The 24,947-nt window shown below is 67.1% G+C and carries 16 protein-coding genes; 4 read left to right on the forward strand and 12 right to left on the reverse strand.

The annotated features are described in order from the left end of the window. Positions 1 to 4: 4 nt before the first annotated feature. A complete protein-coding gene (locus tag AVAK2825_RS15430; RefSeq protein ID WP_284400409.1) occupies positions 5 to 442 on the forward strand; it encodes a DUF779 domain-containing protein in 438 nt (145 codons plus the stop codon). Here the strand turns inward: AVAK2825_RS15430 and AVAK2825_RS15435 are convergent. The 3 genes from AVAK2825_RS15435 to sbcB all read right to left on the reverse strand — a co-directional run bounded on the left by AVAK2825_RS15435 (position 402) and on the right by sbcB (position 5,060). Next, positions 402 to 2,513, reverse strand: a complete 2,112-nt coding sequence (locus AVAK2825_RS15435; RefSeq protein WP_284400411.1) for a sigma-54-dependent Fis family transcriptional regulator — start codon at positions 2,511 to 2,513, stop codon at positions 402 to 404. The two genes, AVAK2825_RS15430 and AVAK2825_RS15435, sit on opposite strands and share 41 nt — an antisense overlap. Positions 2,514 to 2,687: 174 nt before the next feature. After that, a complete protein-coding gene (locus tag AVAK2825_RS15440; protein ID WP_502870549.1) occupies positions 2,688 to 3,548 on the reverse strand; it encodes an NAD-dependent protein deacetylase in 861 nt (286 codons plus the stop codon). A 75-nt stretch (positions 3,549 to 3,623) separates the two neighbouring features. Beyond that, a complete protein-coding gene (gene sbcB, locus AVAK2825_RS15445) occupies positions 3,624 to 5,060 on the reverse strand; it encodes an exodeoxyribonuclease I (RefSeq protein ID WP_284400413.1) in 1,437 nt (478 codons plus the stop codon). A gap of 61 nt (positions 5,061 to 5,121) precedes the next feature. Here sbcB and AVAK2825_RS15450 point away from each other — a divergent pair, with 61 nt between their 5' ends. After that, positions 5,122 to 6,525 carry a lytic murein transglycosylase gene (locus AVAK2825_RS15450; protein ID WP_502869088.1) on the forward strand — a complete coding sequence of 468 codons (1,404 nt, stop codon included), beginning with the start codon at positions 5,122 to 5,124 and terminating at the stop codon, positions 6,523 to 6,525. A gap of 138 nt (positions 6,526 to 6,663) precedes the next feature. On the opposite strand, the gene clpA is transcribed toward AVAK2825_RS15450, so the two are convergent. The 3 genes from clpA to dnaE form a co-directional block, all read right to left on the reverse strand. Continuing rightward, the gene (clpA, locus tag AVAK2825_RS15455) at positions 6,664 to 9,015 is read right to left on the reverse strand and encodes an ATP-dependent Clp protease ATP-binding subunit ClpA (RefSeq protein WP_284400416.1); all 2,352 of its coding nucleotides are present in this window, start codon (positions 9,013 to 9,015) and stop codon (positions 6,664 to 6,666) included. Between the two features lie 57 nt (positions 9,016 to 9,072). Next, the gene (clpS, locus tag AVAK2825_RS15460; RefSeq protein WP_272563803.1) at positions 9,073 to 9,441 is read right to left on the reverse strand and encodes an ATP-dependent Clp protease adapter ClpS; all 369 of its coding nucleotides are present in this window, start codon (positions 9,439 to 9,441) and stop codon (positions 9,073 to 9,075) included. An 82-nt stretch (positions 9,442 to 9,523) separates the two neighbouring features. Beyond that, positions 9,524 to 13,072 (reverse strand): DNA polymerase III subunit alpha, encoded by a 3,549-nt coding sequence (dnaE, locus tag AVAK2825_RS15465; RefSeq protein WP_284400417.1) that lies wholly within the window; start codon positions 13,070 to 13,072, stop codon positions 9,524 to 9,526. 188 nt (positions 13,073 to 13,260) lie between these two features. Between dnaE and AVAK2825_RS15470 the strand changes: the two genes are divergently transcribed. After that, positions 13,261 to 14,058 carry an outer membrane protein assembly factor BamD gene (locus AVAK2825_RS15470; protein ID WP_272563805.1) on the forward strand — a complete coding sequence of 266 codons (798 nt, stop codon included), beginning with the start codon at positions 13,261 to 13,263 and terminating at the stop codon, positions 14,056 to 14,058. Here the strand turns inward: AVAK2825_RS15470 and yoaA are convergent. Further along, positions 14,021 to 16,105 carry a DNA repair helicase YoaA gene (gene yoaA / locus AVAK2825_RS15475; protein WP_284400418.1) on the reverse strand — a complete coding sequence of 695 codons (2,085 nt, stop codon included), beginning with the start codon at positions 16,103 to 16,105 and terminating at the stop codon, positions 14,021 to 14,023. The two genes, AVAK2825_RS15470 and yoaA, sit on opposite strands and share 38 nt — an antisense overlap. 196 nt (positions 16,106 to 16,301) lie before the next feature. Between yoaA and AVAK2825_RS15480 the strand changes: the two genes are divergently transcribed. After that, the gene (locus AVAK2825_RS15480) at positions 16,302 to 17,090 is read left to right on the forward strand and encodes a PP2C family protein-serine/threonine phosphatase (protein WP_272563807.1); all 789 of its coding nucleotides are present in this window, start codon (positions 16,302 to 16,304) and stop codon (positions 17,088 to 17,090) included. A gap of 92 nt (positions 17,091 to 17,182) precedes the next feature. Here AVAK2825_RS15480 and AVAK2825_RS15485 read toward each other — a convergent pair whose 3' ends face one another. The 5 genes from AVAK2825_RS15485 to AVAK2825_RS15505 form a co-directional block, all read right to left on the reverse strand. After that, positions 17,183 to 17,884: a hypothetical protein gene (locus AVAK2825_RS15485; RefSeq protein WP_284400420.1), complete on the reverse strand. Its 702-nt coding sequence runs from the start codon at positions 17,882 to 17,884 to the stop codon at positions 17,183 to 17,185. A 14-nt stretch (positions 17,885 to 17,898) separates the two neighbouring features. Next, on the reverse strand, positions 17,899 to 18,996 hold the full coding sequence (gene zapE, locus AVAK2825_RS15490; RefSeq protein ID WP_272563809.1) for a cell division protein ZapE: 1,098 nt from the start codon (positions 18,994 to 18,996) through the stop codon (positions 17,899 to 17,901). Positions 18,997 to 19,082: 86 nt separating this feature from the next. Next, positions 19,083 to 20,510 carry a dihydrolipoyl dehydrogenase gene (gene lpdA, locus AVAK2825_RS15495; RefSeq protein WP_284400423.1) on the reverse strand — a complete coding sequence of 476 codons (1,428 nt, stop codon included), beginning with the start codon at positions 20,508 to 20,510 and terminating at the stop codon, positions 19,083 to 19,085. An 86-nt stretch (positions 20,511 to 20,596) separates the two neighbouring features. After that, positions 20,597 to 21,883: a 2-oxoglutarate dehydrogenase complex dihydrolipoyllysine-residue succinyltransferase gene (odhB, locus tag AVAK2825_RS15500; RefSeq protein WP_284400424.1), complete on the reverse strand. Its 1,287-nt coding sequence runs from the start codon at positions 21,881 to 21,883 to the stop codon at positions 20,597 to 20,599. Between the two features lie 52 nt (positions 21,884 to 21,935). Next, positions 21,936 to 24,815, reverse strand: a complete 2,880-nt coding sequence (locus tag AVAK2825_RS15505) for a 2-oxoglutarate dehydrogenase E1 component (protein ID WP_284400425.1) — start codon at positions 24,813 to 24,815, stop codon at positions 21,936 to 21,938. Positions 24,816 to 24,947 lie beyond the last annotated feature (132 nt).

Here is a 24,947-nt window from a genome sequence, read left to right on the forward strand (position 1 = left end):
CCCCATGAACACGCCGGCCGCCCCCTCCACCCCGGTCCCTGCCCCGCAGCCCGGGCCCATGGGCCGCGTCTCGGCCACGCCAGCGGCGGTGGCGCTCATCGAGCGCCTGGTCGCCCAGCACGGCCCGCTCATGTTCCACCAGTCGGGAGGGTGCTGCGACGGCAGCGCGCCGATGTGCTTCGCGCTGGGGGAGTTTCTGCTGGGCGATTCGGACGTGCTGCTGGGCGAGATCGCGGGGACGCCCTTCTACATGAGCCGCTCGCAGTTCGCCTACTGGGAGCACACGCACCTCATCATCGATGCGGTGCCCGGCAACGGCGGTATGTTCTCGCTGGAACGGCCCACGGGCCTGCGCTTTCTCACACGGTCGCGGCTATACAGCGACGCGGAATGGGAGGCTGTCAGCGCGCTCGGGCCTCCGGCGCAGGGGCCTCGGGCCTGACCGCGGCCTGCGCCGCCTTGAGGTGCCGGTACACGGTATTGCGCGACACGCCCAACGCACGCGCCGCGGCCGATACGTTGCCGCCATGGGCCGCGAGTGCCTGCTCCAGGGCCGCGGCGGTGGTATCGCCCAGGCGCGGCACGGCGACGGGGCTGCGCGCCACCGGGGGACTGCCCGGCATTGCTGTAGCCGCCGGGACGGCAGCTCCCTTGGCCGCGTTGCCAGTGCCGTTGGCATGCGCCAGCAGCAGATCGCAGTCCTCCAGGAAATCCTCGGGTAAATGCGCCCGCTGGATCACCCCGGCCTCGCCCCGCGCCATCAGCGCCGCGGTGCGCAGCACGCTGCTCAACTGGCGCAGGTTGCCCGGCCAGGCATGCGCGGCGAACAGCGCCATGGCCTCGGGCGCGACGCGCGGCACCGCGCTGGCGGGGGCGTCGGCCTGCGCACGCAGGATGCGCTCGACGATCACGGCCAGGTCGGTGCGCTCGCGCAGCGCAGGCAGCCGCACCACGAGCCCGTTCAGCCGGTAATTCAGGTCATCGCGGAAAGTGCCCTGCGCCATCATCTCGCGCAGGTTTCGGTGCGTGGCGCAGACCACGGCCACATCCACCGGCACCTGCCGCGCGGCGCCCAGCGGCGAAACGCTGCGCTCCTGCAGCACGCGCAGCAGGCGCGCCTGCATCGACAGCGGCATGTCGCCGATCTCGTCGAGGAACAGCGTGCCGCCATGGGCCTGCACGATCTTGCCGGGATGGCCCTTGCGCCGTGCACCGGTGAAGGCACCCTCGTCGTAGCCGAACAGCTCGGACTCGATCAGCGTCTCGGGAATCGACGCGCAATTGACCGCCACGAAAGGGCCGCCCTGCCGTGGCCCGTCCTGGTGGATGGCGCGGGCCAGCAGCTCTTTGCCCGTGCCGGTCTCGCCCAGGATCAGCGTGGACACGTCGCTGCCCAGCAGCCGCGTGACCCGGTCGATCACCTGGGCGAGCTGGGCATCGCCCGTGTCCAGGTAGCGCAGGCTGGACAGCCGGGCCAGCTTGGCCGGGCGCGGACGGGCGGGCGGCGCGCCCGGTGCATCGCCCTCCCCTGGCCAAGTCGCCGGTGGCGCCCCTGCCCCATCGGGCCGATGTGGCCCGTGACCCGGATCGACCCAGGGCAGCAGCGTGCCGGCACGCGGCCGACACTCCACCAGTGCCTGCACCGCCACGCCGCCCGGTAGCTGCAGGCGCAGCGGCTCCGGAACGGCCTGGCGGGCATGCGCCAGCAGCGCCGCCATGGGCATGCCGAACAGCGAAGAGAACGTGTGCGCCTGCAACGCGTTGGCCGACATGCCCAGCTGGAACTGCCCGCTGCGATTGGCAGCGAGGAAGCGCCCGTCCGGCGTGAACGCGGCCAGCCCCTCCACCAGCGTGCCGAGGAATTCCGGCCGCGCATGGAAGCGCAGCCGCACGGCGTCTTCGAACACCTTGCCGAACAGGTGGTTCTCCACCATCTTGGCCGACATGCGCACCAGCGCCATGGTGTGCGCGCTCTGGCTGCGGTGGTCGCCGCTCACGTCGAGCGCGCCGATCACATGCCCGTGCGGGTCGAGGATGGGCGCGCAGGAACAGGTCAGGAAATGGTTGGCCTGCAGAAAGTGCTCATTGCCGTTCACCTGCAGCGCCTCGCCCAGCGCCAGGGCCGTGCCGATGGCATTGGTGCCCTTGCTGCGCTCAGACCACGCCGCACCGGGGCGCAGGGCGACCCGGCTCGCCCGGTCCAGGAACTCGTCGTCGCCCAGGGCGTGCAGCACCACGCCCTGGGCATCGGTCAGCAGCACCATGCTCTGGGTGCCGGCGATCTGGGCCGACAGCGTTTCCATCACGGGGCGGGCGTGGGCGAATAGCGCTTCGTTGCGGGCCACCATCCAGGCCAGGGCTTCGGCATCCAGGGGCCGCAGGTCCGCCGATTCGTGCCGCCGCAGGCCGAAGGCGGTGGAGCGCTCGTGCGCCTGCGTGATCCGCTGCGCCGCCGAAGCGGCCACCTCGCCCGGCGTCGGGCCGGGCGCACCGAGGAATGCGTTCGTCTGCATGCTGTCTCCTTGGGGCTCTGTCATCGCCCGGCGCTGCGTGGCGCCAGGGTGTTGCTTGGACGACTGGCACCTTACACCAATGGCAGGGCCAGGATGTTTCCAAAGCCCTGGCGGCGCCCTCGGATCATCCTGACGCCCCAACCCGCGCGCCCCCATGCCGCGCGCAGCCCTTGTTTAAAGCAGACCGGCAGCCCCTCCAGCCAGCGCACGGGCCACCGCGCCCAGCGCCGTTCCGACGTCCTGCTCGACCTTGAGCGACAGCAGCGGATCGGCCCGCGTGCGGCCCCAGTTGACGGCCGCCACGGGCTTGCCCGCGTCCACCGCCATCTGCACGAAGCGAAAGCCCGAATACACCATGAGCGACGAGCCGGCCACCAGCATGGCGTCGGCGCGCAGCAGCGCATCGCGGGCGGCCTGCACGCGATCGCGCGGCACGCTTTCGCCGAAGAACACCACATCGGGCTTGAGCGGGCCGGCTCCGCAGCGCGGGCACGGCGGCACATCGAACGCGCTGAAATCCTGGCCTTCCAGGTCCGCATCGCCATCGGGCGCCGCATGCGCATGCAGCGCGGCCCAATCGGGATTGCGGCGCAGCAACTCGTCCTGCAGCTCGGCCCGTGGCAAACGGGCTTCGCAGGCCATGCAGCGCACGGTGTCGATGCGCCCGTGCAGATCGATGGTGCGAAGGCTCCCCGCAGCCGTGTGCAGGCCGTCCACGTTCTGCGTGAGCAGCAGTTCCACCCGGCCGGCCGCTTCCAGCGCGGCGAGCGCATGGTGCGCCGGTGCAGGGCGCGCCCGCCCCATCACACGCCAGCCGATGAAGCTGCGCGCCCAGTAGCGCCGGCGCGTGGCCTCGTCGCCCATGAAGGCCTGGAACGTGAGGGGTGGCGGCCGCTTCCAGTCGCCATTGCCATCGCGGTAATCGGGAATGCCCGCCGCCGTGCTGCAGCCCGCCCCGGTGAGCACGAACACCCGAGGGTGCGCCGCCATGAACTCCGCCAGCGCCTGCACGCCGGCCTCGGTGGTGGCGGCCATGGCCATGGCCTCGGCCGGGGTTGGCGTGGTGGTGCTATTCAAAGGGGACGGAGTCGTGGACATCGAAGCCTCCCGCTACATCGCGGGCGCAATGCTTTCCGCGTAGTCGTACAACGCGCCCAGGATTTCCTCTCCCCGCTCGTCCGCCTCGGCCCCCAGTTCGTCCAGCTTGGCGAACAGTTCGTCGAAGGTGAGCGCACCGCCTGCCCCTTCCATCAGGCAGGCCACGCGGTGGCCCTCCCAGCGCTCCTGGTCGGCCCCATCCAGCGTGTGCGGGAAATTGCGCGCACGGTAGCGCCACACCAGCTCTTCGAGCCGCTCGTCGTCGAAGCCCGTCTTGGCCAAGGCAAGTTCCTGGGGCGGCAGGGCACGCAGGCGGTTCAGGCGGCGACGGTCCTCGTTGCCGACGAAGCCGCCGTACAGGTCCTGGTCCACGTCCGGTGCGGCTTCCTGCGGCCGCGCGAACACGCTGGCCCAGATGGCGCTCATGTCGGGCAAGGCGCGCGCCACCTCGGCATGGCCGGCGGCCCGCTCCAGATCGACGGCCCAGCGCTGGGCCATCTGCGGCGTCAGCGTGTTGACGTTGCCCACCACCATCGGCGACTTGTTCAGGTGCACGGTCTTGATGGGCAGGCGCGTCACGCCTTCGGGCAACGCATCCGCCCGGCTGAACAGCCGCTCGCGGATCGCATCGGCGCCCAGCAGGGCCAGTTCGGACGGATCGTGGGCCAGGTCCCAGGCGATCAGTTCGTTCTTGTTGGTGGGGTGGCTGGCGAGCGGCCACATCACCGCGACGCAGCCGCGCTCGGCAGGAAACATGCCCGAGATGTGCAAAAAGGGCCGTGCGGTGTCGGCCGTGGCGGGCAGGCGCAATTCGGCGGCCACGCGGTCTTTTTTATGCAGCCCCAGGGCGAACTCGAACAGCTTGGGCTGCCGGTCGCGGATCAGCCGGGCCAGGGCGATGGTGGCGCGCACGTCGGAGAGCGCATCGTGCGCGGCCTCGTGCGCGAGGCCATTGGCTTTGGACAGGTGCTCCAGCTTGAAGCTGGGCGAGCCGTCTTCCTTCTTCGGCCAGACGATGCCATCCGGGCGCAGCGCGTAGGCCATGCGCACCACGTCGAGCAGATCCCACCGGCCGCACTGGTTCTGCCATTCCCGGGCATAGGGGTCCATCAGGTTGCGCCAGAACATGAAGCGCGTGATCTCGTCGTCGAACCGGATGGTGTTGTAGCCGACGCCGATGGTGCCGGGCAGCGCCAGCTCGGCCTCGATGCGCGCCGCGAACGCATGCTCCGGCAGGCCACGCTCCAATGCGACCTGCGGCGTGATGCCGGTGATGAGGCACGACACCGGGTCGGGCAGGTAATCGGGCGCGGGCTGGCAATAGACCATCAGCGGTTCGCCGATTTCGTTCAGGTCCGCATCGGTGCGGATGCCCGCGAACTGCGCGGGGCGGTCACGGCGCGTGTTGGCGCCAAAGGTTTCGTAGTCGTGCCAGAAAAAGGTATGCATGAAATCGTGCAGCCGGTAACACCGAAGCCCGCAAGTATGCCGGGGCGCGGGACAATAAGGCATGCAACGACGCCTTGCCCCCCCATCGCCCCTCCGCCCCTCCACCAGAACCCGCGCGGCCCACTGGCTGGTTCCGCTGGCCGCTGCGGCGGCCCTCGCAGGCTGTGCATCGGCGCCGCGCGCCCAGCCTCCGGAAGCGGCCCTGGCCCACGCCGCTCCCGCCGTGCCGCCTCCGCAGCCCGCAGTGTCCCCACCGGCTGCGATGCCTTCTGCCCCGCCCCCTCCCCTGGTCCAGGACACCGCGGCGCCGGCGGTCAGCCCCGAAGAAGCCGCTGCGGCCGAACAGGCCGGTTTCACGGCCTGGATCGCGGCCTTCACCCAGGACGCACTGGCGGCCGGGATCCAGCCCGACACCGTGCAGACGGCCTTGGCCAGCGCGCAGTTGCAACAGCGGGTGATCGAGCTGGACCGCGCGCAGCCCGAGTTCACGCGCACTCCGTGGGCCTACCTGGACAGTGCTGTTTCTGCCCAGCGCATCGCCCAGGGCCAGGCCAAGCGGGCCGAATACGCGGTGCCCCTGGAAGCCGCCGCTGCGCGGTACGGCGTGCCGGCCTCGATCGTCACCGCCATCTGGGGCATGGAGAGCAACTACGGCGGCAATTTCGGCACCTTCCGTGCCGTCGATGCGCTGGCCACGCTGGGGTTCGAGGGCCGCCGCGCCCAATGGGCCCGCAACGAACTGCTGGCGGCACTGCGCATCCTGGACCAGGGTGACATCGCGGCCGACCGCATGATCGGATCGTGGGCCGGGGCCATGGGCCACACGCAGTTCCTGCCGTCCGTGTTCCTCGCCTACGCGGTCGACGCCGACGGAGACGGCCGCCGCGACATCTGGGGCAGCATCCCCGATGTGGCGTCGTCCACCGCCAACTACCTGGCCAGCTCCGGCTGGCGCAGCGGGCAGCCCTGGGGCGTCGAGGTGCAGCTGCCACCGGGCTTCGATCACGCCCGCGCCGAGAACACCGTGCGCCAGTCGTCCGCCCAGTGGGCCGCGGAAGGGGTGGTGGCCATCGACCGGCAACCCCTGCCCGACCTGGGTGCGGCGTATGTCATCGCCCCCGCGGGTGCGCGCGGACCAGCCTTCCTGGTGGGCGACAACTTCCGCAGCATCCTGCGCTACAACAACTCGGTGAACTACGCCCTGGCGGTGGGCCTGCTAGCGCGGCAGATCGAGGGCGGCACGGGCGTGGTGGCCCCCTGGCCGCGGGACCTGCAGCCCCTGTCGCGCAGCCAAGTGAAAGACCTGCAGACGGCATTGAACCAGCGGGGGTTTTCCGCCGGCACGGCGGACGGCGTGATGGGCCCCGCCACGCGCGCCGGCCTGCGCCAGTTCCAGCAGAGCATCGGCGTGGTGGCCGACGGCTATCCCACCTTGGAGTTGCTGCAGCGGCTGATGGCGCCGTGATGCGGGCCGGCGCCGCCTGACCACGCCCTGAGCGGCCTGCAAGCCAGGGCAATGGTTGAAAAGAAAAAGCCCGCGGCGAACGCGGGCTTTTTTCACATCAGGCGGCCACCATGGGCGGCCGGGCGATCCATCCGCCGATCAGTCTGCCGTGGCCTCTTCCGGCTCGGCGGGCTCGGATTTCGCCGAGCGCTCCCGCTTGGGCAGCGGCTGGATGTCCAGCAGCACCTCGGGCGTCTCGACGCCTTTTTCGTCCGTCTTCACCTCGATGTCCACCGTCAGGCGTCCACCTTCGGTCAGGCGGCCGAAGAGCAGTTCGTCGGCCAGGGCACGGCGAATGGTGTCCTGGATCAAGCGCTGCATCGGGCGGGCACCCATCAGCGGATCGAAGCCCTTCTTGGCCAGGTGCTTGCGCAGCGTGTCGGTGAAGGTCACCTCCACCTTCTTCTCGCTCAGCTGGGTTTCGAGTTGCAGCAGGAACTTGTCCACCACGCGCAGGATGATCTGCTCGTCCAGCGCCTTGAAGTTCACGATGGCATCCAGCCGGTTGCGGAACTCGGGGGTGAACAGGCGCTTGATGTCGCCCATTTCGTCGCCCGCCTGCCGCGGGTTCGTGAACCCGATGGTGGCCTTGTTCATGGTCTCGGCACCCGCGTTCGTCGTCATGATGATGATGACGTTGCGGAAGTCGGCCTTGCGCCCGTTGTTGTCGGTCAACGTGCCGTGGTCCATCACCTGCAGCAGCACGTTGAAGATGTCCGGATGCGCCTTTTCGATCTCGTCGAGCAGCAGCACGGAGTGCGGCTTCTTCGTGACCGCCTCGGTCAGCAACCCGCCCTGGTCGAACCCGACATAGCCCGGAGGCGCACCGATCAGGCGGCTCACCGCATGGCGCTCCATGTACTCCGACATGTCGAAGCGGATCAACTCGATGCCCATGATGTAGGCGAGCTGCTTGGCCGCTTCGGTCTTGCCGACGCCGGTGGGACCGCTGAACAGGAACGAACCGATGGGCTTGTCACCCTTGCCCAGGCCCGAACGCGCCATCTTCACGGCGGAAGCGAGCACCTCCAGCGCCTTGTCCTGGCCGAACACCACGCTCTTGAGGTCGCGCTCGATGGTCTGCAGCTTGCTGCGGTCGTCGTTGGACACGTTCGCGGGCGGAATGCGCGCGATCTTCGCCACGATTTCCTCGATCTCGGCCTTGCCGATGGTCTTCTTGCGCTTGCTGGCGACCTGGATGCGCTGCGCCGCGCCGGCTTCGTCGATCACGTCGATCGCCTTGTCGGGCAGGTGACGGTCGTTGATGTACTTGGCCGACAGCTCGGCCGCCGCTTGCAGTGCCGCCGCAGCGTACTTCACGCTGTGGTGCTCTTCGAAACGCGACTTGAGGCCCTTGAGGATGTCCACCGTCTCCTGCACGGTCGGCTCCACCACGTCGACCTTCTGGAAACGGCGCGACAGGGCCGCGTCTTTTTCGAAGATGCCGCGGTATTCGGTGAACGTGGTCGCGCCGATGCATTTGAGCTGGCCGCTGGAGAGCGCCGGCTTGAGCAGGTTGGAAGCGTCCAGCGTGCCGCCCGAGGCCGCACCGGCGCCGATCAGCGTGTGGATTTCGTCGATGAACAGCACCGCGTTGGGCTTGTCCTTGAGCGACTTGAGCACACCCTTCAGGCGCTGCTCGAAATCACCACGGTACTTGGTGCCCGCCAGCAAGGCGCCCATGTCGAGCGAATAAACGACCGCCTCGGCCAGGATCTCCGGCACGTCGTTCTGCGTGATGCGCCAGGCCAGGCCCTCGGCGATGGCCGTCTTGCCCACGCCGGCTTCGCCCACCAGCAGCGGGTTGTTCTTGCGGCGCCGGCACAGGATCTGGATCGTGCGCTCGACCTCGTAGTGGCGGCCGATCAGCGGGTCGATCTTGCCGTCCTTGGACGCCTGGTTGAGGTTCTGGGTGTACTGCTCGAGCGGCGAGGTTTTCTCGTTGCGCTCGCCACCGCCACCGCCCTCTTCGCCTTCGGCCTGGTTCTCAGGTTTGGCGGGTTCCGGCGGCTCGCCCTTCTTGATGCCGTGGGCAATGAAATTGACCACGTCCAGGCGCGTGACGCCCTGCTGGTGCAGGTAGTACACGGCGTGCGAATCCTTCTCGCCGAAGATCGCCACGAGCACGTTGGCGCCCGTGACTTCCTTCTTGCCGTTGCCCGTGGACTGCACGTGCATGATGGCGCGCTGTATCACGCGCTGGAAACCCAGCGTGGGCTGCGTGTCCACCTCGTCGGTGCCGGCGACCTGGGGGGTGTTGTCTTTGATGAAATTGGCCAGCGATGAACGCAGATCATCGATGTTGGCCGAACATGCGCGCAGCACTTCGGCTGCGCTGGGGTTATCTAGCAGTGCAAGCAGCAGATGCTCCACGGTAATGAACTCGTGGCGCTGCTGGCGGGCCTCGACAAAGGCCATGTGCAAGCTGACTTCCAGTTCCTGGGCAATCATGTGAACTCCTTTGTGCTTGCGTGGAAGGGATTACTGTAGATCGGGACCAAAGGCCGTTTATTCAACAGGCTCGCTGAGGCATTGCAGCGGATGCCCCGCCTTGTGGGCCGCCTCGCGGACCTGCTCCACTTTGGTGGCGGCGACATCGCGGGAATACACCCCACATACGCCTTTGCCGTCCAAATGGATTTTCAGCATGATCTGCGTGGCGGCTTCCCGGTCTTTGCTGAAGAATTCCTGCAGCACGACGATGACGAATTCCATCGGCGTGAAGTCATCATTGAGCATGACCACCTGAAACATTTGCGGCGGCTGGGTCTTCTGCGTGCGACGTTCGAGCACGACCGAACCGCCATCGTCCCGCGCTGGCGTCCTGGTGGGCGGAGCGGGGGTGGGGGAAGGTGGTTTAGTTGCCATGGATTTCATTCTAGCGAGCCACGGCGGTCGACGCAGCCTCTCCCATGTAGTGATCACCCAACGGTGTTTCAAGCCTCACTCCGCGCTCCGTCTAGCCCGCGTCGTACACCACATTGACCGAACCGGTGCCGGCCTGGGCGCTCCACGCCGCCAAAGCGGCATCGGAGGGGAAGAAACGGCTGCCCTCGCCCAGTTGCAACTCCGCCACGGCCTGGCCCTGGCCGGCCTTGCAGCGGATGCCCATGCGCACCCGAAGGCCGTGCACCAGCACCTCGCCCTGCTCGGTTTCCTGCCGGCGGGGTGGGAATTCACGCACCAGGCGCTGCACATCCGGCGCGGTATCGCCGATGGCGACCTGAAGGTAGCGCCCGAACTTGGCCCGCGCCGCCGCCAGGTCCCACACCTGCTGCACCTTCACCCGCAGCCCGCCGCTGAAATGGTCGAGTTGCAGGCGTCCGCTCATGACCACGAATTCGTCGTCCTTCAGCATGTCCCGGTGGGTATTGACCACGTTCTCGTCGGCCGAGGCTTCGATGGTGGCGGACTTGTCGTCCAGCTTGAACAAGGCCAGCCGGCCCCGCTGCCCGTTGATGACCCGGAAATCGCTGATGATGCCGGCCAGGATCTGGGGTTCTCGGCTGTCGAGCAGTTCCTCGATCTGCGTGCGCACGAAACGGCGCACCTCGCTGGCCACCTCGTCGAACAGGTGGCCCGACAGGTAGAAGCCCACGGCCGTCTTTTCCTGGGTGAGGCGTTCCTTCACGCCCCAGGGCACCATCTCGACGAGTTCGGGCTCCTGCGTGCTGGAGCCGTGGGCGTCCTCGCCCATCATGTCGAACAGGCCGCCCTGGTTGGCGTTGGCCAGCGTCGCATTCGCGAAGTCGAACGCCCGGTCGATCGAGGCAACGAGCGAGGCCCGGTTCATGTTCATGGCATCGAAGGCGCCCGCCTTGATGAGCGCCTCCAGCGTGCGTTTGTTCAGGCGCGTGCGGTCCACGCGCACGCAGAAGTCGAACAGGCTGGTGAAAGGGCCCTTGGTATCGCCGCGCGGTCCCGCCCCGCGCCCGTCCCGGGCCGCGATGATGGCCTCGATCGCCTGCTGGCCGGTGCCCTTGATGGCGCCCAGTCCGTAGCGGATGACCTTGTCCGTGACCGGCTCGAACCGGTACATGCCCCGGTTCACGTCCGGCGGCTCAAACGTCAGCCCGAACTTCTTCATGGCGTCTTCGAACAGCACCTTGAGCTTGTCGGTGTCGTCCATTTCCACCGTCATGTTGGCGCAGAAGAATTCGGCCGTGTAGTGCACCTTGAGCCAGCCGGTCTGGTAGGCCAGCAGCGAGTAAGCGGCCGCGTGCGACTTGTTGAAGCCGTACCCCGCGAACTTCTCCATCAGGTCGAACACCTCGTCGGCCTTTTCCTGGCTGATGTTCTGCTTGGCCGCACCCGCGCGGAAGATCTCGCGGTGCTCGGCCATCTCCTCGGCCTTCTTCTTGCCCATCGCCCGGCGCAGCATGTCGGCGCCGCCGAGCGAGTAGCCGCCCAGCACCTGGGCGGTCTGCATCACCTGCTCCTGGTACACCATGATCCCGTAGGTTTCCGACAGCACCTTCTCGACCAGCGGATGGGGGTACTCCACCACCTCCTTGCCGTGCTTGCGGTTCACGAAACTGGGGATCAGGTCCATCGGACCCGGCCGGTACAGCGCGTTCAGGGCGATCAGGTCTTCCAGCCGGCTGGGGCGCGCCTCCTTGAGCATGCCCTGCATGCCGCGGCTTTCAAACTGGAACACGGCTTCGGTCTTGCCATCGGAGAACAGCTGGTAGGTGCGCGCATCGTCCAGCGGAATGTTCTCGAACGTGAAGTTCTCCTGGCCCTTGTGGCGCTTGACGATGAACTCCTTGGCGATCTCCAGGATGGTCAGCGTGGCCAGGCCCAAGAAGTCGAACTTCACCAGGCCGATGGCTTCCACGTCGTCCTTGTCGTACTGGCTCACGGCGGAATCGCTGCCCGGCTGCTGGTAGAGCGGGCAAAAATCGGTGAGCTTGCCCGGGGCGATGAGCACGCCCCCGGCGTGCATGCCGATGTTGCGGGTCATGCCCTCGAGCTTTTGCGCCATCTCGATGATGGTCTTGACGTCTTCTTCCTTCTGCACGCGCTCGGCCAGCAGCGGCTCCAGTTCCAGCGCGTAGTTGTTCTTGTCGCCTTCCTTCTTGGGGTTGGGCGGGTACTGCAGCGTATACGACATGCCGGGCTTGCCCGGCACGAGCTTGGAAATGCCGTCGCAGAAGGTGTAGCTCATGTCCATGACCCGACCCACGTCGCGGATGGCGGCCTTGGCGGCCATGGTGCCGAACGTGGCGATCTGGCTCACGGCATCCTTGCCGTACTTGTCCTTCACGTAGTCGATCACGCGGTCGCGGTTGGACTGGCAGAAATCGATGTCAAAGTCGGGCATCGACACCCGCTCGGGGTTCAGGAACCGCTCGAACAGCAGGTTGTATTGCAACGGGTCCAGGTCGGTGATCTTGAGCGCATACGCCACCAGCGAGCCCGCTCCGGAGCCACGGCCCGGCCCCACCGGACAGCCGTTGTTCTTGGCCCACTGGATGAAGTCCCCCACGATCAGGAAGTAGCCCGGAAAACCCATCTTCAGGATGGTGTTGATCTCGAACTCCAGCCGCTCCAGGTAGCGCGGGCGCTCCTTGTCGCGCTCGGCCTCCTTCGGGTACAGGTGCGCCAGGCGCTCTTCCAGCCCAGCCAGCGAAGCCACCCGGAAGTACTCGTCGATGGGCATGCCGCCCGGGGTGGGAAAGTCCGGCAGCTGCGGCTTGCCCAGCACCAGCGTCAGGTTGCAGCGCTTGGCGATCTCCAGCGTGTTGGCGATCGCGGACGGCACGTCGGCGAACAGCGCCTGCATCTGCGCGCTCGATTTAAAGTATTGCTCGCGCGTGAACTTGCGCACGCGCCGCTGGTTGCCCAGGATTTCGCCTTCGGAGATGCACACACGCGCTTCATGGGCCTCGTAATCGTCGGCCGTGGCGAACTGCACGGGGTGGGTCGCGACGACGGGCAGGTTCAGCCGGGCGGCCAATTGCACGGCCGACACCACGTGGGCCTCGTCGTCGGGCCGGCCGGCGCGCTGGATCTCCAGGTAGAAGCGATGCGGGAACAGCCCGGCCAGCCGCAGTGCCAGGCGCGCGCCCCCCGCGTCGTCGCCCTTCACGATCGCCTGTCCCACGGGACCGGCCTGGGCACCCGCCAGCGCGATGAGGCCTTCGCCCAGTTCCTCCAGCCAGGCCCAGGTGCACAGGGGCTGGTTCTTCACCACGTTGCGCGTCCAGGCACGCGCGAGCAGTTCCGACAGGTTCAGGTACCCCTGCTTGCCCTGTACCAGCAGGATCATGCGGGAAGGTGGATTGCCCGGCTCCTCGGGCTCGACGAACACTTCGGCGCCCAGCACGGGCTTGACGCCCTTGCCCCGCGCTTCCTTGTAGAACTTGATGGCGCCGAAAAGATTGCCGAGGTCGGTGATCGCCAGAGCGGGCTGGCCGTCCTTGGCGGCCGCCTTGGCCACTTCATCGATGCGGTTGGTGCCGTCGACGACGGAAAATTCGGTGTGCAGGCGCAAATGGACAAACATGGCGGGTATTGTAGGAACGCCCGCTTCCCTGCCCCGCACCAGAGCCCCAGCGTTTCGTTCAGGCCGCCGGCTGGCACGCCGGTACAATCCGGCTCCTGCCCGATCGCCGCGGCCAGCCCCCTGTGGCCGTCCCGGCCCCTGATCGGAAGCGGGAACCGATGCCCTTCTTTTGCCTGAAAGCTGCCTCCATGCCGCGTTTTCCCCTGCCCCTGTTGTCCGCCCTGCTGGCCGCCGGCCTGATGGCGGGCTGCTCCAGCACCCCCGAAGACAAGACCGCCGGCTGGAGCCCCAATCGCATCTACTCCGAAGCCCGCGATGAACTCAACAGCGGTGGCTACGACAAGGCCGTGCCCCTGCTGGAGAAGCTCGAAGGCCGCGCGGCCGGCACGCCGCTGGCACAGCAGGCCCAACTGGAAAAGGCCTACGCCCAGTACAAGGCCGGCGAAAAAGCCCAGGCCATCGCCACGCTGGACCGCTTCATGAAGCTGCACCCCGCCAGCCCCGCCTACGACTACGCGCTGTACCTGAAGGGCCTCGTCAACTTCAACGACAACCTGGGGCTGTTCTCCTGGCTGTCGCGGCAGGACCTGTCCGAGCGCGACCAGAAGGCGGCCAAGGATTCGTTCGAGTCCTTCCGCGAGCTGACCACGCGGTTCCCGGAATCGCGCTATGCCCAGGACTCGCGCCAGCGCATGACCTACATCGTCAATTCCCTGGCGCAGTACGAAGTGCACGTGGCCCGCTACTACTACGAGCGCGGCGCCTATGTGGCGGCCATCAGCCGGGCCCAGATCGCCCTGGCCGACTACAAGGAAGTGCCTGCGCTGGAAGAGGCCCTGTACATCCTGGTGAAATCCTACGACGCGCTGGGCATGACCCAGTTGCGCGACGATGCGCAGCGCGTCATGGCGAGTTCCTATCCGCAGAGCGAATTGAACCGCGATGGCCTCAAGGCCAAGTCGGAGCCGTGGTGGAAGGTGTGGTGAGCGCGCGCAGCGCCGCATCGAATTCCTGCGCCGTGTGAAGGCGCCGCATGGGTGGCAAGGCTGACAGCAGGCGCTTGCCGTAGCCCATCTCGACCAGGCGGGTGTCGGCCACCACCAGCACGCCCCGGTCGCTCTCACTGCGAATCAACCGCCCCGCACCCTGCTTGAGGGCGATCGCGGCCTCCGGCAGCGAAAAGTACCGGAAGGCACTGCGTTTGGCCTGTTCCAGCCGCTGGGAGCGCGCCTCTACCAACGGATCGCCCGGTGGTGGAAACGGCAGCTTGTCGATCACCACCAGTTGCAGGGCCTCGCCCGGCACGTCGAACCCTTCCCAGAACGTGGCGGACGCGACCAGCACGCACCCTGCCCGCCCCTCGGACGCGCCTTCGCGGAACCGCTCCATCAAACGCCGCTTGGGCCACTGGCCCTGCACCAGCACCTCGATGCCGGAATCCGCGGCGAACCGGGCCTGCAGCGCATCGCCGATGGTCCGCAGGGCCTTGAGCGTGGTGGTGAGCACCAGGGTGCGCCCGCCGAGCACTACCACCGCGCCGCCCACCCAGGATGCCAATGCCGCGCTGTGGGCGGGGTCGGATGGCTTGGGCAGTTCCAGGGGCACATGGAAGGCCGCCTGCGATGCATAGTCGAACGGGCTCTCCACCCGCAGGATGCGCGCGTCCTGTAAACCGCAAGGCTCGGTGAACCAGCGCAGGCTCGCATCGTCCCCCAGGGTCGCCGAGGTGAAGATCCATGCACGGGGCTTGCCCTGCGACAGCACCGCAGCCGCTTCCGGCTCGTCCCAGGCCGATGCCTCGGCCTCGGGCTCGCCAGCAGGCAGCTGCCACAGGGACCGCATCGGGCCCGCGATGTCGAGCGGCGCTTCCACGAGCCGCAATGCGCCCGCCACATCCACCCATCGGACCGCATCCGCGCCGCAAGGCTGGGAAAAGCCGTCCATGCGCTCCATGAGCTGCACCGCGCGGCCATGCAGGCGCACGAAGTCCGGGGCGATCTCGCTCACGGTGTCCAGGGCCGCCAGGGCGGTGCGGCAGGCGCCGACCACCTGCTGCATGGCCGCATGCCATGCGCCGGGATCCACCCCGTCGGGCACCTCGCCGGTCCAGCGCAACCGCGAACCCGCCGGGGCACGGCCTGCGGCCAGGCGCAGGTCGCGGCCGGCGCGGTCCAGCGCGGCGGCCACCCCCAGCCAATCGGCCAGCCCGCGGGCGAATTGCAAGCCCGCTGCCATCACGTCGCGCGAAAAGTCCAGCAACTGCGCGGTGGAGGCTTGCCGGCCCATGAATTGCACGCCGGTTTCGTTCAGTTGGTGCGCTTCGTCGAAGACGACGACGCGCACGGAAGGCAGCAGTTCGGCCATGCCGGAATCGCGAACGGCCTGGTCGGCAAAAAAGAGGTGGTGGTTGATCACCACCACATCGGCAGCCAGCGCCTCGCGCCGGGCGCGGTGGACATGGCACGCACGAAAGCGCGGGCACGGCGAACCCAGGCAGTTCTCGCGGGTGGAGGTGACCAGCGGAATCACCGGGGACCGCTCATCCAGCCCCAGCAGCTCGGCCAGGTCGCCGCTCACCGTGCCCTGCGACCAGGTCTCCACGCGGGCCAGCACCCGCGCCACGGCCGCATCGTGCGCAGCGTCGTCCTGGCGCGCCAACTCCATGCGGTGCAGGCAAAGGTAGCTGGCCCGCCCCTTGAGCAGCGCGGTGCGCACCGGCAACGCCAGCGCCTGAACGAGGCGGGGCAGGTCGCGTGCGAACAGCTGGTCCTGCAGCGCCTTGGTGGCGGTGGACACCAGCACCCGCTCGCCGCTGAGCAGCGCCGGCACCAGATAGGAAAACGTCTTTCCGACGCCCGTTCCCGCCTCCACCACCAGAGCGCCTCCCTGCTCGATGGTTTCGGCCACCGCCAGCGCCATCTCGGTCTGGCCGGCGCGGGGAGAGAAATGCGCCTGGGCCAGCGACAGCACGCCGCCCTCTTCGAACGCGGCCTGCACGCCATGGACGAGCGATTCGATGCGAGGCAGTTCCATGCCGTTCATCCCCGCCTGCGTTCGCGGGCGCCCGCACCGGACCGCATGGTGGGACCGGGAGCAGACGGACAGGAAAAAAGGCGGTGCAAGGAAAGAAGGAAGGAGAGGCGTCGCATGGCAAAACCGCCAAAGGGCGCCCGATAATACGTGCTTCGCCCGGCCCTTCGGCCGGCCCGCGCCTTCCACCATTTCTGCCATGACCAAACCGTTTCGCCTCACTGCGTCAACCGGCATCCACAAAGGCGATCGTGAATACCAGCAGGACCAGGTCGCGTTGATCGCCCACCCCCGCTACAACGGCTGCGTGCTCGGGGTCGTGGCAGACGGCATGGGGGGGCGCAGCGGGGGGCGCAAGGCGTCCGACCAGGTGATGCTCACGGCCCGGCAATGGTTCGAGCGGTACTCGCCGGACACCGACGACACCGCGACGATGCTCAAGCACATGGTGGAAGAAGCGCACATCGTGATCCGCCTCACCGCCATCTCGGCCGAGCAGGAGCCCCACAGCACGGTGGCGGCCTTCATCATCAATCCCCGGGGCGACTGCCACTGGGCGCATGCCGGCGATTCGCGCATCTACCACTTCCAGGGCGCGCGGCTGGCCCATCGCACCAGCGACCACTCGTATGTGCAGGCCCTGGTCGACCGCGGCGAAATCACCGAGGCCGAGGCCAACACCCATCCGCACTCCAACATCCTGGTGGGCTGCCTGGGCACCGAGAGCGATCCGCCGGTGGCCCAGCACATGATTCCGCAACTGCTGCCGGGCGACGTGCTCCTGGCGTGCAGCGACGGTGTCTGGCACTATTTTTCGCCCACGGAACTGGCCTCGGTGGTGGACTCGCTGTCTCCGCGCGAAGCCACGGAATTCCTCATTGAGAAAGCGCGGTCACGGGCCCGTGGCGGTGGAGACAACCTCTCGCTCGCCATCGTGAAGATCGAGGCGCTGGCCGAAGAGAAGAAGCCGGCCCGGCTCGTCCGCTGAGCCGAGCGCCCGGCGCCCCCCCCCCGCTCCAAGGGCCCGGCCCACCATGGCGGGGCAACGTGCCTGGTGCGAGACGCGGTTCGCCACCGCCCTCAGGGGGCAGCGCTGGCCGATGGAACCGGCGGGGGCGGTGGCAGCGCCGCTGCCGGCTTGCGGCCCTGGGCTTCGGCATCGGCCCGCGCCTTCTCGTGCTTTTCGCGCCGCTCCTGGGCGGCCTTTTGCTTGGCCTCGTAGCGGGCGCGCGCCTCGGAAATCTGGCCGGGTTGCGCCGCCGCGCGCTCGGCCTTGGCGGCGTCGTGCGACTGCTCCCGCGAATGCTGCTGTGCGGCGCGCTGCTGCGCGTCGTGCTCGCGCTCCGCACGGCCCTGCGCTTGCGCCTGGGCGCGGGATGCGGCCTGCATGGGCGCCGGGCGTTCGCCGGCTTCGAGCTTCTCGCGCTGCTCCTGCTGCTTTTGCTCGATCGACTGCACGCGCAAGGCCGCCTTTTCGCGGCGATCGGCGTCGTTCAAGGCCACTTCGCGCTGCCGCAGGGCGCTTTCCTGGTCCCGCACCTGCGCCCGCACGCCGATCAGGCAGTCTTCGACGGAAAAGCGCTGATAGCAGACGGCCTCTTCCTTGATGCGCCGCGCCTCCAGTGCGCGGCGGTCGCGCTGGATCTGGTCGCGCTCGGCGCGGCGCTCGGCCTGCGCGGCATCGGCAGCGGCGCGCGATGCAGCCAGCGGGGACTGGGCCACCGCCAGCGTCGAGGCGAGCGCCAGTGCGGTGGCAAGGGAAAGGCGTTGGAAGGATGGCATGGTGAGAAAAGAGGTTACGTCAGTCCGGTGTCCACCACGCGCCGCTCCAGGTCCAGGAACTCCTTGGACTGCATTTCATTGAGCCGGGAGACGGTGCGCGGAAATTCATGGGCCAGAGGGCCCTCGGTGTACAGCGCTTCGGGCGGCACGGCGGCGGACAGGATGAGCTTGACGCGCCGGTCGTACAGCACGTCCACCAGCCACGTGAAGCGCCGGGCCGGCGACGCCATCGACACGGGCATGTGGGGCACATCCGACAGCAGCACGGTGTGGAACTGCGTGGCGATTTCCAGGTAGTCGTTCTGCGAGCGGGGCCCGCCGCACAGCACGCTGAAATCGAACCAGACGACGCCGCCGGCCTTGCGGCGCGCACGGATCTCGCGTGCCTCGATGTGCAGCACCGGGTCTTCGTCGCGCACTTCGGCCAGCTGGTCGAACGCCTCGGACATCTCCGCATCGGCCTGGGGCCCGAGCGGCGTGTGGTACAGCCGCACCATCTCCAGCGTGCGGCGGCGGTAGTCGGTGCCGTTGTCCACGTTGACCACTTCCATCCGCTGGTTCAGCAGCTCGATGGCCGGCAGGATGCGGTCGCGGTGCAGCCCGCCGGGGTACAGCCCGTCGGGTTCGAAATTGGAGGTGGTGACGAAACCCACGCCGTTGTCGAAAAGCGCCGCCAGCAGGCGGTGCAGGATCATCGCGTCGGTGATATCCGCCACATGGAACTCGTCGAAGCAGATGAGCTTGTAGCGCTTGGAGATGCGCTCGCCCAGCACGTCCAGCGGATTGACGGTGCCCTGCAGGCCCGCTAGTTCGCGGTGCACTTCGCGCATGAACTCGTGGAAATGCAGACGCACCTTGCGGCGGATGGGCACGGCGTTGAAAAAGCAGTCCATGAGAAAGCTCTTGCCCCGCCCCACGCCGCCGTACATGTACACGCCGCGCGGCACCTCGGGCCGGTTGATGAGCTTCTTCAAGGCGTTGGAGCGGCGCTCCTTGTACAGCGCCCAATCGTCGGCACACCGCTGCAACGCCTCGACGGCGCGCAGCTGGGCCGGATCGCTTTGATAGCCCTTGCTGGCCAGCTCCGCCTCATACGCCTGCTTCACATTCACACGCACACTCCAAACGCTATAAAAAAGATAGCTGCCTGCGCTAGTGTTTCAAGCGCAGGCAGCCATTTTTACCCAAAGTCCCGGGATCAGAAGTTCAGCGTGCGCTTGTCCACGGCCAGGGCCGCTTCCTTGGTGGCTTCGCTCAAGCTCGGATGGGCGTGGCAAATGCGCGCGATGTCTTCGGCGCTGGCCTTGAACTCCATGGCGACCACGGCTTCGGCGATCAGTTCGCTGGCCATGGGGCCGACGATGTGCACGCCCAGGATCTCATCCGTGGCCGCATCGGCCAGGAATTTGACCATGCCGGTCGTGTCGCCCAGCGCGCGGGCGCGGCCGTTGGCCAGGAACGGGAACGTGCCGGCCTTGTACTTCACGCCGTCCGCCTTGAGCTGCTGCTCGGTACGGCCCACCCATGCGATCTCGGGATTGGTGTAGATCACCCAGGGGATGGTGTTGAAGTTCACATGGCCATGCTGGCCCGCGATGCGCTCGGCGACGGCCACGCCCTCTTCCTCGGCCTTGTGCGCCAGCATCGGGCCACGCACTACGTCGCCCACTGCCCAAACGCCCGGCAGGTTGGTCTTGCAATCGGCATCGACCACGATCGCGCCGCGCTCGTCCAGCTGCAGGCCCACGGCTTCGCCGTTGAGACCGATGGTGTTGGGCACGCGGCCGATGGACACGATGAGCTTGTCCACTTCCAGCGTCTGGGCTTCGCCCTTGGCGTTGGTGTAGGCCACGCTCACGCTCTTCTTGCCGGTCTTGATTTCGCCGATCTTCACGCCCAGCTCGATCTTGAGGTTCTGCTTGTCGAACGCCTTCTTGGCTTCCTTGGCGATCTGCTCGTCCACCGCGCCCAGGAACGTGGGCAGGCCTTCCAGCACCGTCACCTCGGCGCCCAGGCGGCGCCAGACCGAACCCATTTCCAGGCCGATCACGCCGGCGCCGATCAGGCCCAGCTTCTCGGGCGTCTCGCCGATGCGCAGGGCACCGTCATTGGAGAGGATGTGCTCTTCGTCGAACGGCACGCCGGGCAGCGCGCGGGCGTTGGAGCCCGTGGCCAGGATGATCTGCTTGCCCGTGATGGACTCTTCGGCAGCGCCGGCCACGCGGATTTCATAGCCACCGTCGGCGGCCTTCACGAACGAGCCACGGCCGTGGAAGAACGTGATCTTGTTCTTCTTGAACAGGTACAGGATGCCGTCGTTGTTCTGCTTCACCACGCTGTCCTTGCGGGCGATCATCTTGGCCACGTCCATGCGCACGTCCTTGACCTCGATGCCATGGTCGGCGAAGTGGTGGTTGGCCTGGTCGAAATGCTCGGACGACTGCAGCAGCGCCTTGGAGGGGATGCAGCCCACGTTGGTGCAGGTGCCGCCCGGTGCAGGGCCGCCCTTGCCGTTCTTCCACTCGTCGATGCAGGCCACGTTGAAGCCCAGTTGCGCGGCACGGATGGCAGCGATATAGCCGCCGGGGCCGCCGCCGATCACGATCACGTCGAATTGTTTGCTCATGTCAATCTCACTCAATCAGTTGAAGAAAGACCCACCGGCGGGCGCGGCCAACGGCCGGGCCACGCGGGCGGGTCCATCCAGGGGGATCAGATGTCGAACAGCAGGCGGGAAGGATCTTCCAGCGCTTCCTTCATGGCCACCAGGCCCAGCACGGCTTCACGGCCGTCGATGATGCGGTGGTCGTACGACATGGCCAGGTAGTTCATCGGGCGGATGACGATCTGGCCGTTTTCCACCACGGCACGGTCCTTGGTGGCGTGCACGCCCAGGATGGCCGACTGCGGCGGGTTGATGATGGGGGTGGACAGCATGGAGCCGAACGTGCCGCCATTGGAGATCGAGAACGTGCCGCCGGTCATCTCTTCGATGCCCAGCTTGCCGTCCTTGGCCTTCTGGCCGAACTCGGCGATCTTCTTTTCGATGTCGGCGAACGTCATCTGGTCGGCATTGCGCAGGATGGGCACCACCAGGCCGCGGGGCGAGCCCACGGCGATGCCGATGTCGAAGTAGCCGTGGTAGACGATGTCGTTGCCGTCGACCGAGGCGTTCAGCACCGGGTACTTCTTCAGGGCATGCACGGCCGCCTTCACGAAGAAGCTCATGAAGCCGATCTTCACGCCGTGTTCCTTGGTGAAGGCGTCCTGGAACTTCTTGCGCATGTCCATCACCGGGGCCATGTTCACTTCGTTGAACGTGGTCAGGATGGCGTTGGTCGATTGCGACTGCAGCAGGCGCTCGGCCACGCGGGCGCGCAGGCGGCTCATGGGCACGCGCTGCTCGGGGCGGCCGCTCAGGTCTTCCTTGGCGGTGGGCGCAGCCACCTGCGGCAGCGCCTTGGTAGGCACGCCCGTGGGGATCGCGCTCGGTGCGGCCGCAGCGGCCTTGCCCGTGCCCGATGCCACGGCACCCAGCACGTCGCCCTTGGTCACGCGGCCATCCTTGCCCGTGCCGGCCACGGCCGAAACGGACAGGTTGTTGTCGGCCAGCAGCTTGGCGGCGGCGGGCATGGCCACGTCGCCCTTGGAGCCGCCCGCGGCAGCGGGGGCTGCAGCGGCTGGTGCGGGCGCCGCAGCTGCGGGCGCGGCGGCGGCAGGGGCTGCCGCGGCAGGAGCGGCGGCTGCGCCGGCCTTGCCTTCGGTGTCGATCTTGGCGATGAGCTGGTCGGCCACCACGGTGGCGCCGTCGCCTTGCACGATTTCCGCCAGCACGCCGGCCGAGGGAGCGGGCACTTCGAGCACGACCTTGTCGGTCTCGATTTCGATCAGGATTTCATCGACGGCGACAACCTCGCCGGCCTTCTTCTTCCACGTGAGCATCGTGGCTTCCGCCACGGATTCGGACAGTTGGGGGACTTTGACTTCAACGATAGCCATGGGAATTCTTTCGGGGTTTGTTTCTGCTTTTTGTGTGTTCGGGTTTCCGGCCTTACTTGGTCAGGACAAACCCCTTGAGCTTGGCGAACGCGCCGTCCACCAGGGCCTTTTGCTGCTCCTGGTGCAGGTGCGAATAGCCCACCGCGGGCGATGCCGAGGCGGCACGGCCGGAGTAACCCAGCTTCTGGCCTTCGAGCATGTTCTCGTGGATGTAGTGCTGCACGAAGAACCAGGCGCCCTGGTTCTGCGGCTCGTCCTGGCACCACACGATGTCGGTGGCGTTCGGGTATTTCTTCAGCTCAGCGGCGAAGGCCTTGTGCGGGAAAGGATAGAGCTGTTCCACGCGCAGGATGACGACGTCGTCGGCTTCCTTTTCTTCGCGCTTCTTGACCAGGTCGTAGTACACCTTGCCCGAGCAGGCGATCACGCGCTTGACCTTTTCGGCCTTCTTCTCGATGGCTTCGTTCTGCTCCGGGATCACCGTCTGGAAGCTGCCCTTGGTGAACTCGGACAGCGGCGAGGTCGCATCCTTGTTACGCAGCAGCGACTTCGGCGTCATGATGATCAGCGGCTTGCGCAGGTGGCGGACCATCTGGCGGCGCAGCACGTGGAAGATCTGGCTGGCGGTGGTGGGCTGAACCACCTGCATGTTGGCGTCGGCCGACAGCTGCATGAAGCGCTCCAGGCGGGCCGAACTGTGCTCGGGGCCCTGGCCTTCGTAGCCGTGCGGCAGCATCAGCGTGATGCCGTTCACGCGGCCCCACTTCACTTCGCCGGAGGCGATGAACTGGTCGATCACGACCTGCGCACCGTTGGCGAAGTCGCCGAATTGCGCCTCCCAGATCACGAGCGTGTTGGGGTCGTTGGAGGCATAGCCGTATTCGAAGCCCAGCACCGCCTCTTCGGACAGGATGGAGTCGATCACGACGAACGGTGCCTGGTTCTCGCTCACGTTCTGCAGCGGCACATAGGTGCCCGTGTCCCACTTCTCGCGCTTTTGGTCATGGATGACCGAGTGGCGGTGCGTGAACGTGCCGCGGCCGCAGTCCTCGCCGGACAGGCGCACGGGGAAGCCGCTGGCCACCAGCGAGGCGAAGGCCATGTGCTCGCCCATGCCCCAGTCCACCGGAATGTCGCCACGGCCCATGGCGGCGCGGTCGTCGTACACCTTCTTGACCAGTTGGTGCGGCGTCACGCCTTCAGGAATGGTGGTGATCTTTTCGGACAGGCGCTTCCACTCGGCCAGCGGGATGGCGGTGTCGCCGGCATCGGTCCACTTCTTGCCCAGGAAGGGGCTCCAGTCCACCGCGTACTTGCTCTTGAAGTTGGTCAGCACCGGATCGACCGTGTGCTTGCCCGCATCCATGGCGGCGCGATAGGCCTTGGACATGTCGTCGCCCAGGGTCTCGCCCAGGCCCTGCGTGGCCAGCTTGTCGGCGTACAGCTTGCGGGTGCCGGGGTGCGCGCCGATCTTCTTGTACATCAGCGGCTGGGTGAGCGCGGGCGTGTCCTGCTCGTTGTGGCCCAGCTTTCGGAAACAGATGATGTCCACCACCACGTCCTTCTGGAACTCCATGCGGAATTCGAGGGCGAGCTGCGTGGCGAACACGACCGCTTCGGGATCGTCGCCGTTCACGTGCAGCACGGGCGACTCGATCATCTTGACCACGTCCGTGCAATACAGCGTGGAGCGGCTGTCGCGCGGATCGGAGGTGGTGAAGCCGATCTGGTTGTTGATGACGATGTGCACCGTGCCGCCCGTGGAATAGCCACGGGTCTGGGCCAGCGCCAGCGTTTCCTGGATGACGCCCTGGCCGGCGAAGGCCGCGTCGCCGTGCACCAGCACGGGCAGCACCTGCTTGCCATGCGGGTCGGCGCGGCGGTCCATGCGGGCGCGCACCGAACCTTCCACGACGGGGTTCACGATTTCCAGGTGCGACGGGTTGAAGGCCAGCGACAGGTGCACCGGGCCGCCAGGGGTGCTGACGTCGGAGCTGAAGCCCTGGTGGTACTTCACGTCGCCTGCCGGCAGGTCTTCCGGAGCGGTGTGGTCGAACTCGGCGAACAGGTCCTTGGGCATCTTGCCCAGCGTGTTCACCAGCACGTTCAGGCGGCCGCGGTGGGCCATGCCGATCACGATTTCCTGAACGCCCTTGGTGCCGGCGGCCTGGATGAGTTCATCCATGGCGGCGATGAAGCTTTCGCCGCCTTCGAGCGAGAAGCGCTTTTGGCCGACGTACTTCGTGTGCAGGAAACGCTCCAGGCCTTCGGCGGCCGTGAGGCGGTCCAGGATGTGCTTTTTCTTGTCGGGACCGAAGCTGGGCTTGCTGCGGATGGTCTCGAGCTTTTCCTGCCACCAGCGCTTCTGGTTCTGGTCGGTGGCATACATGTACTCGACCCCGATCGAGCCGCAGTACGTTTCGCGCAGCGCGTTGGTCAGCTCGCGCAGCGGCATGGCTTCCTTGCCGAAGAAGGTGTTGCTCGTGTTGAACACCGTTTCCTGGTCGGCGTCGCTGAAGCCGTAGAAGGAGGCTTCGAGTTCAGGAATTTCAGGGCGCTCGGTGCGCTTCAGGGGGTCCAGATCGGCCCAGCGCTGGCCGACATTGCGGTAGGCCGAGATCAGTTGCTGAACAGCGGTGCGCTTGCGGCCCATTTCGGAGTCGGCGCCGGTGGCACCGACGACCTTCGTGCCGCCTTGCTTGGCGCGCTCGGCGAAGGCATTGACCACGGGCAGGTGGGGCACGTCCTTGGCGTTCGATCCGTCAACGGCAGGCACGTGCTGCAGGGCATCGAAGTATTCGCGCCACGTGTCAGGCACGCTGCCGGGGTTGACGAGATAGTTCTCGTACATCTCTTCGACATAGGGCGCATTGCCGCCGAAAAGATAGGTGTTGCCTTGGTAGGCTTGGTATACGGATGTCGTATCGCTCATATTCCGCTGACCTCCGCTTCCCTGAGGGAAGCATTAGCTGGTGGGTAAAACCTTCCGCGACACGGCTGAACCGATTGGCGGATGCGACTGTGGCTGGGGAAGGGCCGGGGGTGCGGGCGCCATTGTGCCACC

It is taken from the genome of Acidovorax sp. SUPP2825, from assembly GCF_030158995.1.
Taxonomy (GTDB): Bacteria; Pseudomonadota; Gammaproteobacteria; order Burkholderiales; family Burkholderiaceae_C; genus Paracidovorax.

Excerpts from the sequence above, each read along its gene's own strand:
- clpA (WP_284400416.1), bottom strand. The coding sequence starts at position 9,015 with ATGATTGCCCAGGAACTGGAAGTCAGCTTGCACATGGCCTTTGTCGAG.
- AVAK2825_RS15430 (WP_284400409.1), top strand. The coding sequence starts at position 5 with ATGAACACGCCGGCCGCCCCCTCCACCCCGGTCCCTGCCCCGCAGCCC.
- AVAK2825_RS15485 (WP_284400420.1), bottom strand. The coding sequence starts at position 17,884 with ATGCCATCCTTCCAACGCCTTTCCCTTGCCACCGCACTGGCGCTCGCC.
- clpS (WP_272563803.1), bottom strand. The coding sequence starts at position 9,441 with ATGAAATCCATGGCAACTAAACCACCTTCCCCCACCCCCGCTCCGCCC.
- AVAK2825_RS15435 (WP_284400411.1), bottom strand. The coding sequence starts at position 2,513 with ATGCAGACGAACGCATTCCTCGGTGCGCCCGGCCCGACGCCGGGCGAG.
- AVAK2825_RS15480 (WP_272563807.1), top strand. The coding sequence starts at position 16,302 with ATGACCAAACCGTTTCGCCTCACTGCGTCAACCGGCATCCACAAAGGC.
- AVAK2825_RS15450 (WP_502869088.1), top strand. The coding sequence starts at position 5,122 with ATGCAACGACGCCTTGCCCCCCCATCGCCCCTCCGCCCCTCCACCAGA.
- AVAK2825_RS15470 (WP_272563805.1), top strand. The coding sequence starts at position 13,261 with ATGCCGCGTTTTCCCCTGCCCCTGTTGTCCGCCCTGCTGGCCGCCGGC.
- dnaE (WP_284400417.1), bottom strand. The coding sequence starts at position 13,072 with ATGTTTGTCCATTTGCGCCTGCACACCGAATTTTCCGTCGTCGACGGC.
- yoaA (WP_284400418.1), bottom strand. The coding sequence starts at position 16,105 with ATGGAACTGCCTCGCATCGAATCGCTCGTCCATGGCGTGCAGGCCGCG.
- sbcB (WP_284400413.1), bottom strand. The coding sequence starts at position 5,060 with ATGCATACCTTTTTCTGGCACGACTACGAAACCTTTGGCGCCAACACG.
- AVAK2825_RS15440 (WP_502870549.1), bottom strand. The coding sequence starts at position 3,548 with ATGGCCGCCACCACCGAGGCCGGCGTGCAGGCGCTGGCGGAGTTCATG.
- AVAK2825_RS15505 (WP_284400425.1), bottom strand. The coding sequence starts at position 24,815 with ATGAGCGATACGACATCCGTATACCAAGCCTACCAAGGCAACACCTAT.
- odhB (WP_284400424.1), bottom strand. The coding sequence starts at position 21,883 with ATGGCTATCGTTGAAGTCAAAGTCCCCCAACTGTCCGAATCCGTGGCG.
- lpdA (WP_284400423.1), bottom strand. The coding sequence starts at position 20,510 with ATGAGCAAACAATTCGACGTGATCGTGATCGGCGGCGGCCCCGGCGGC.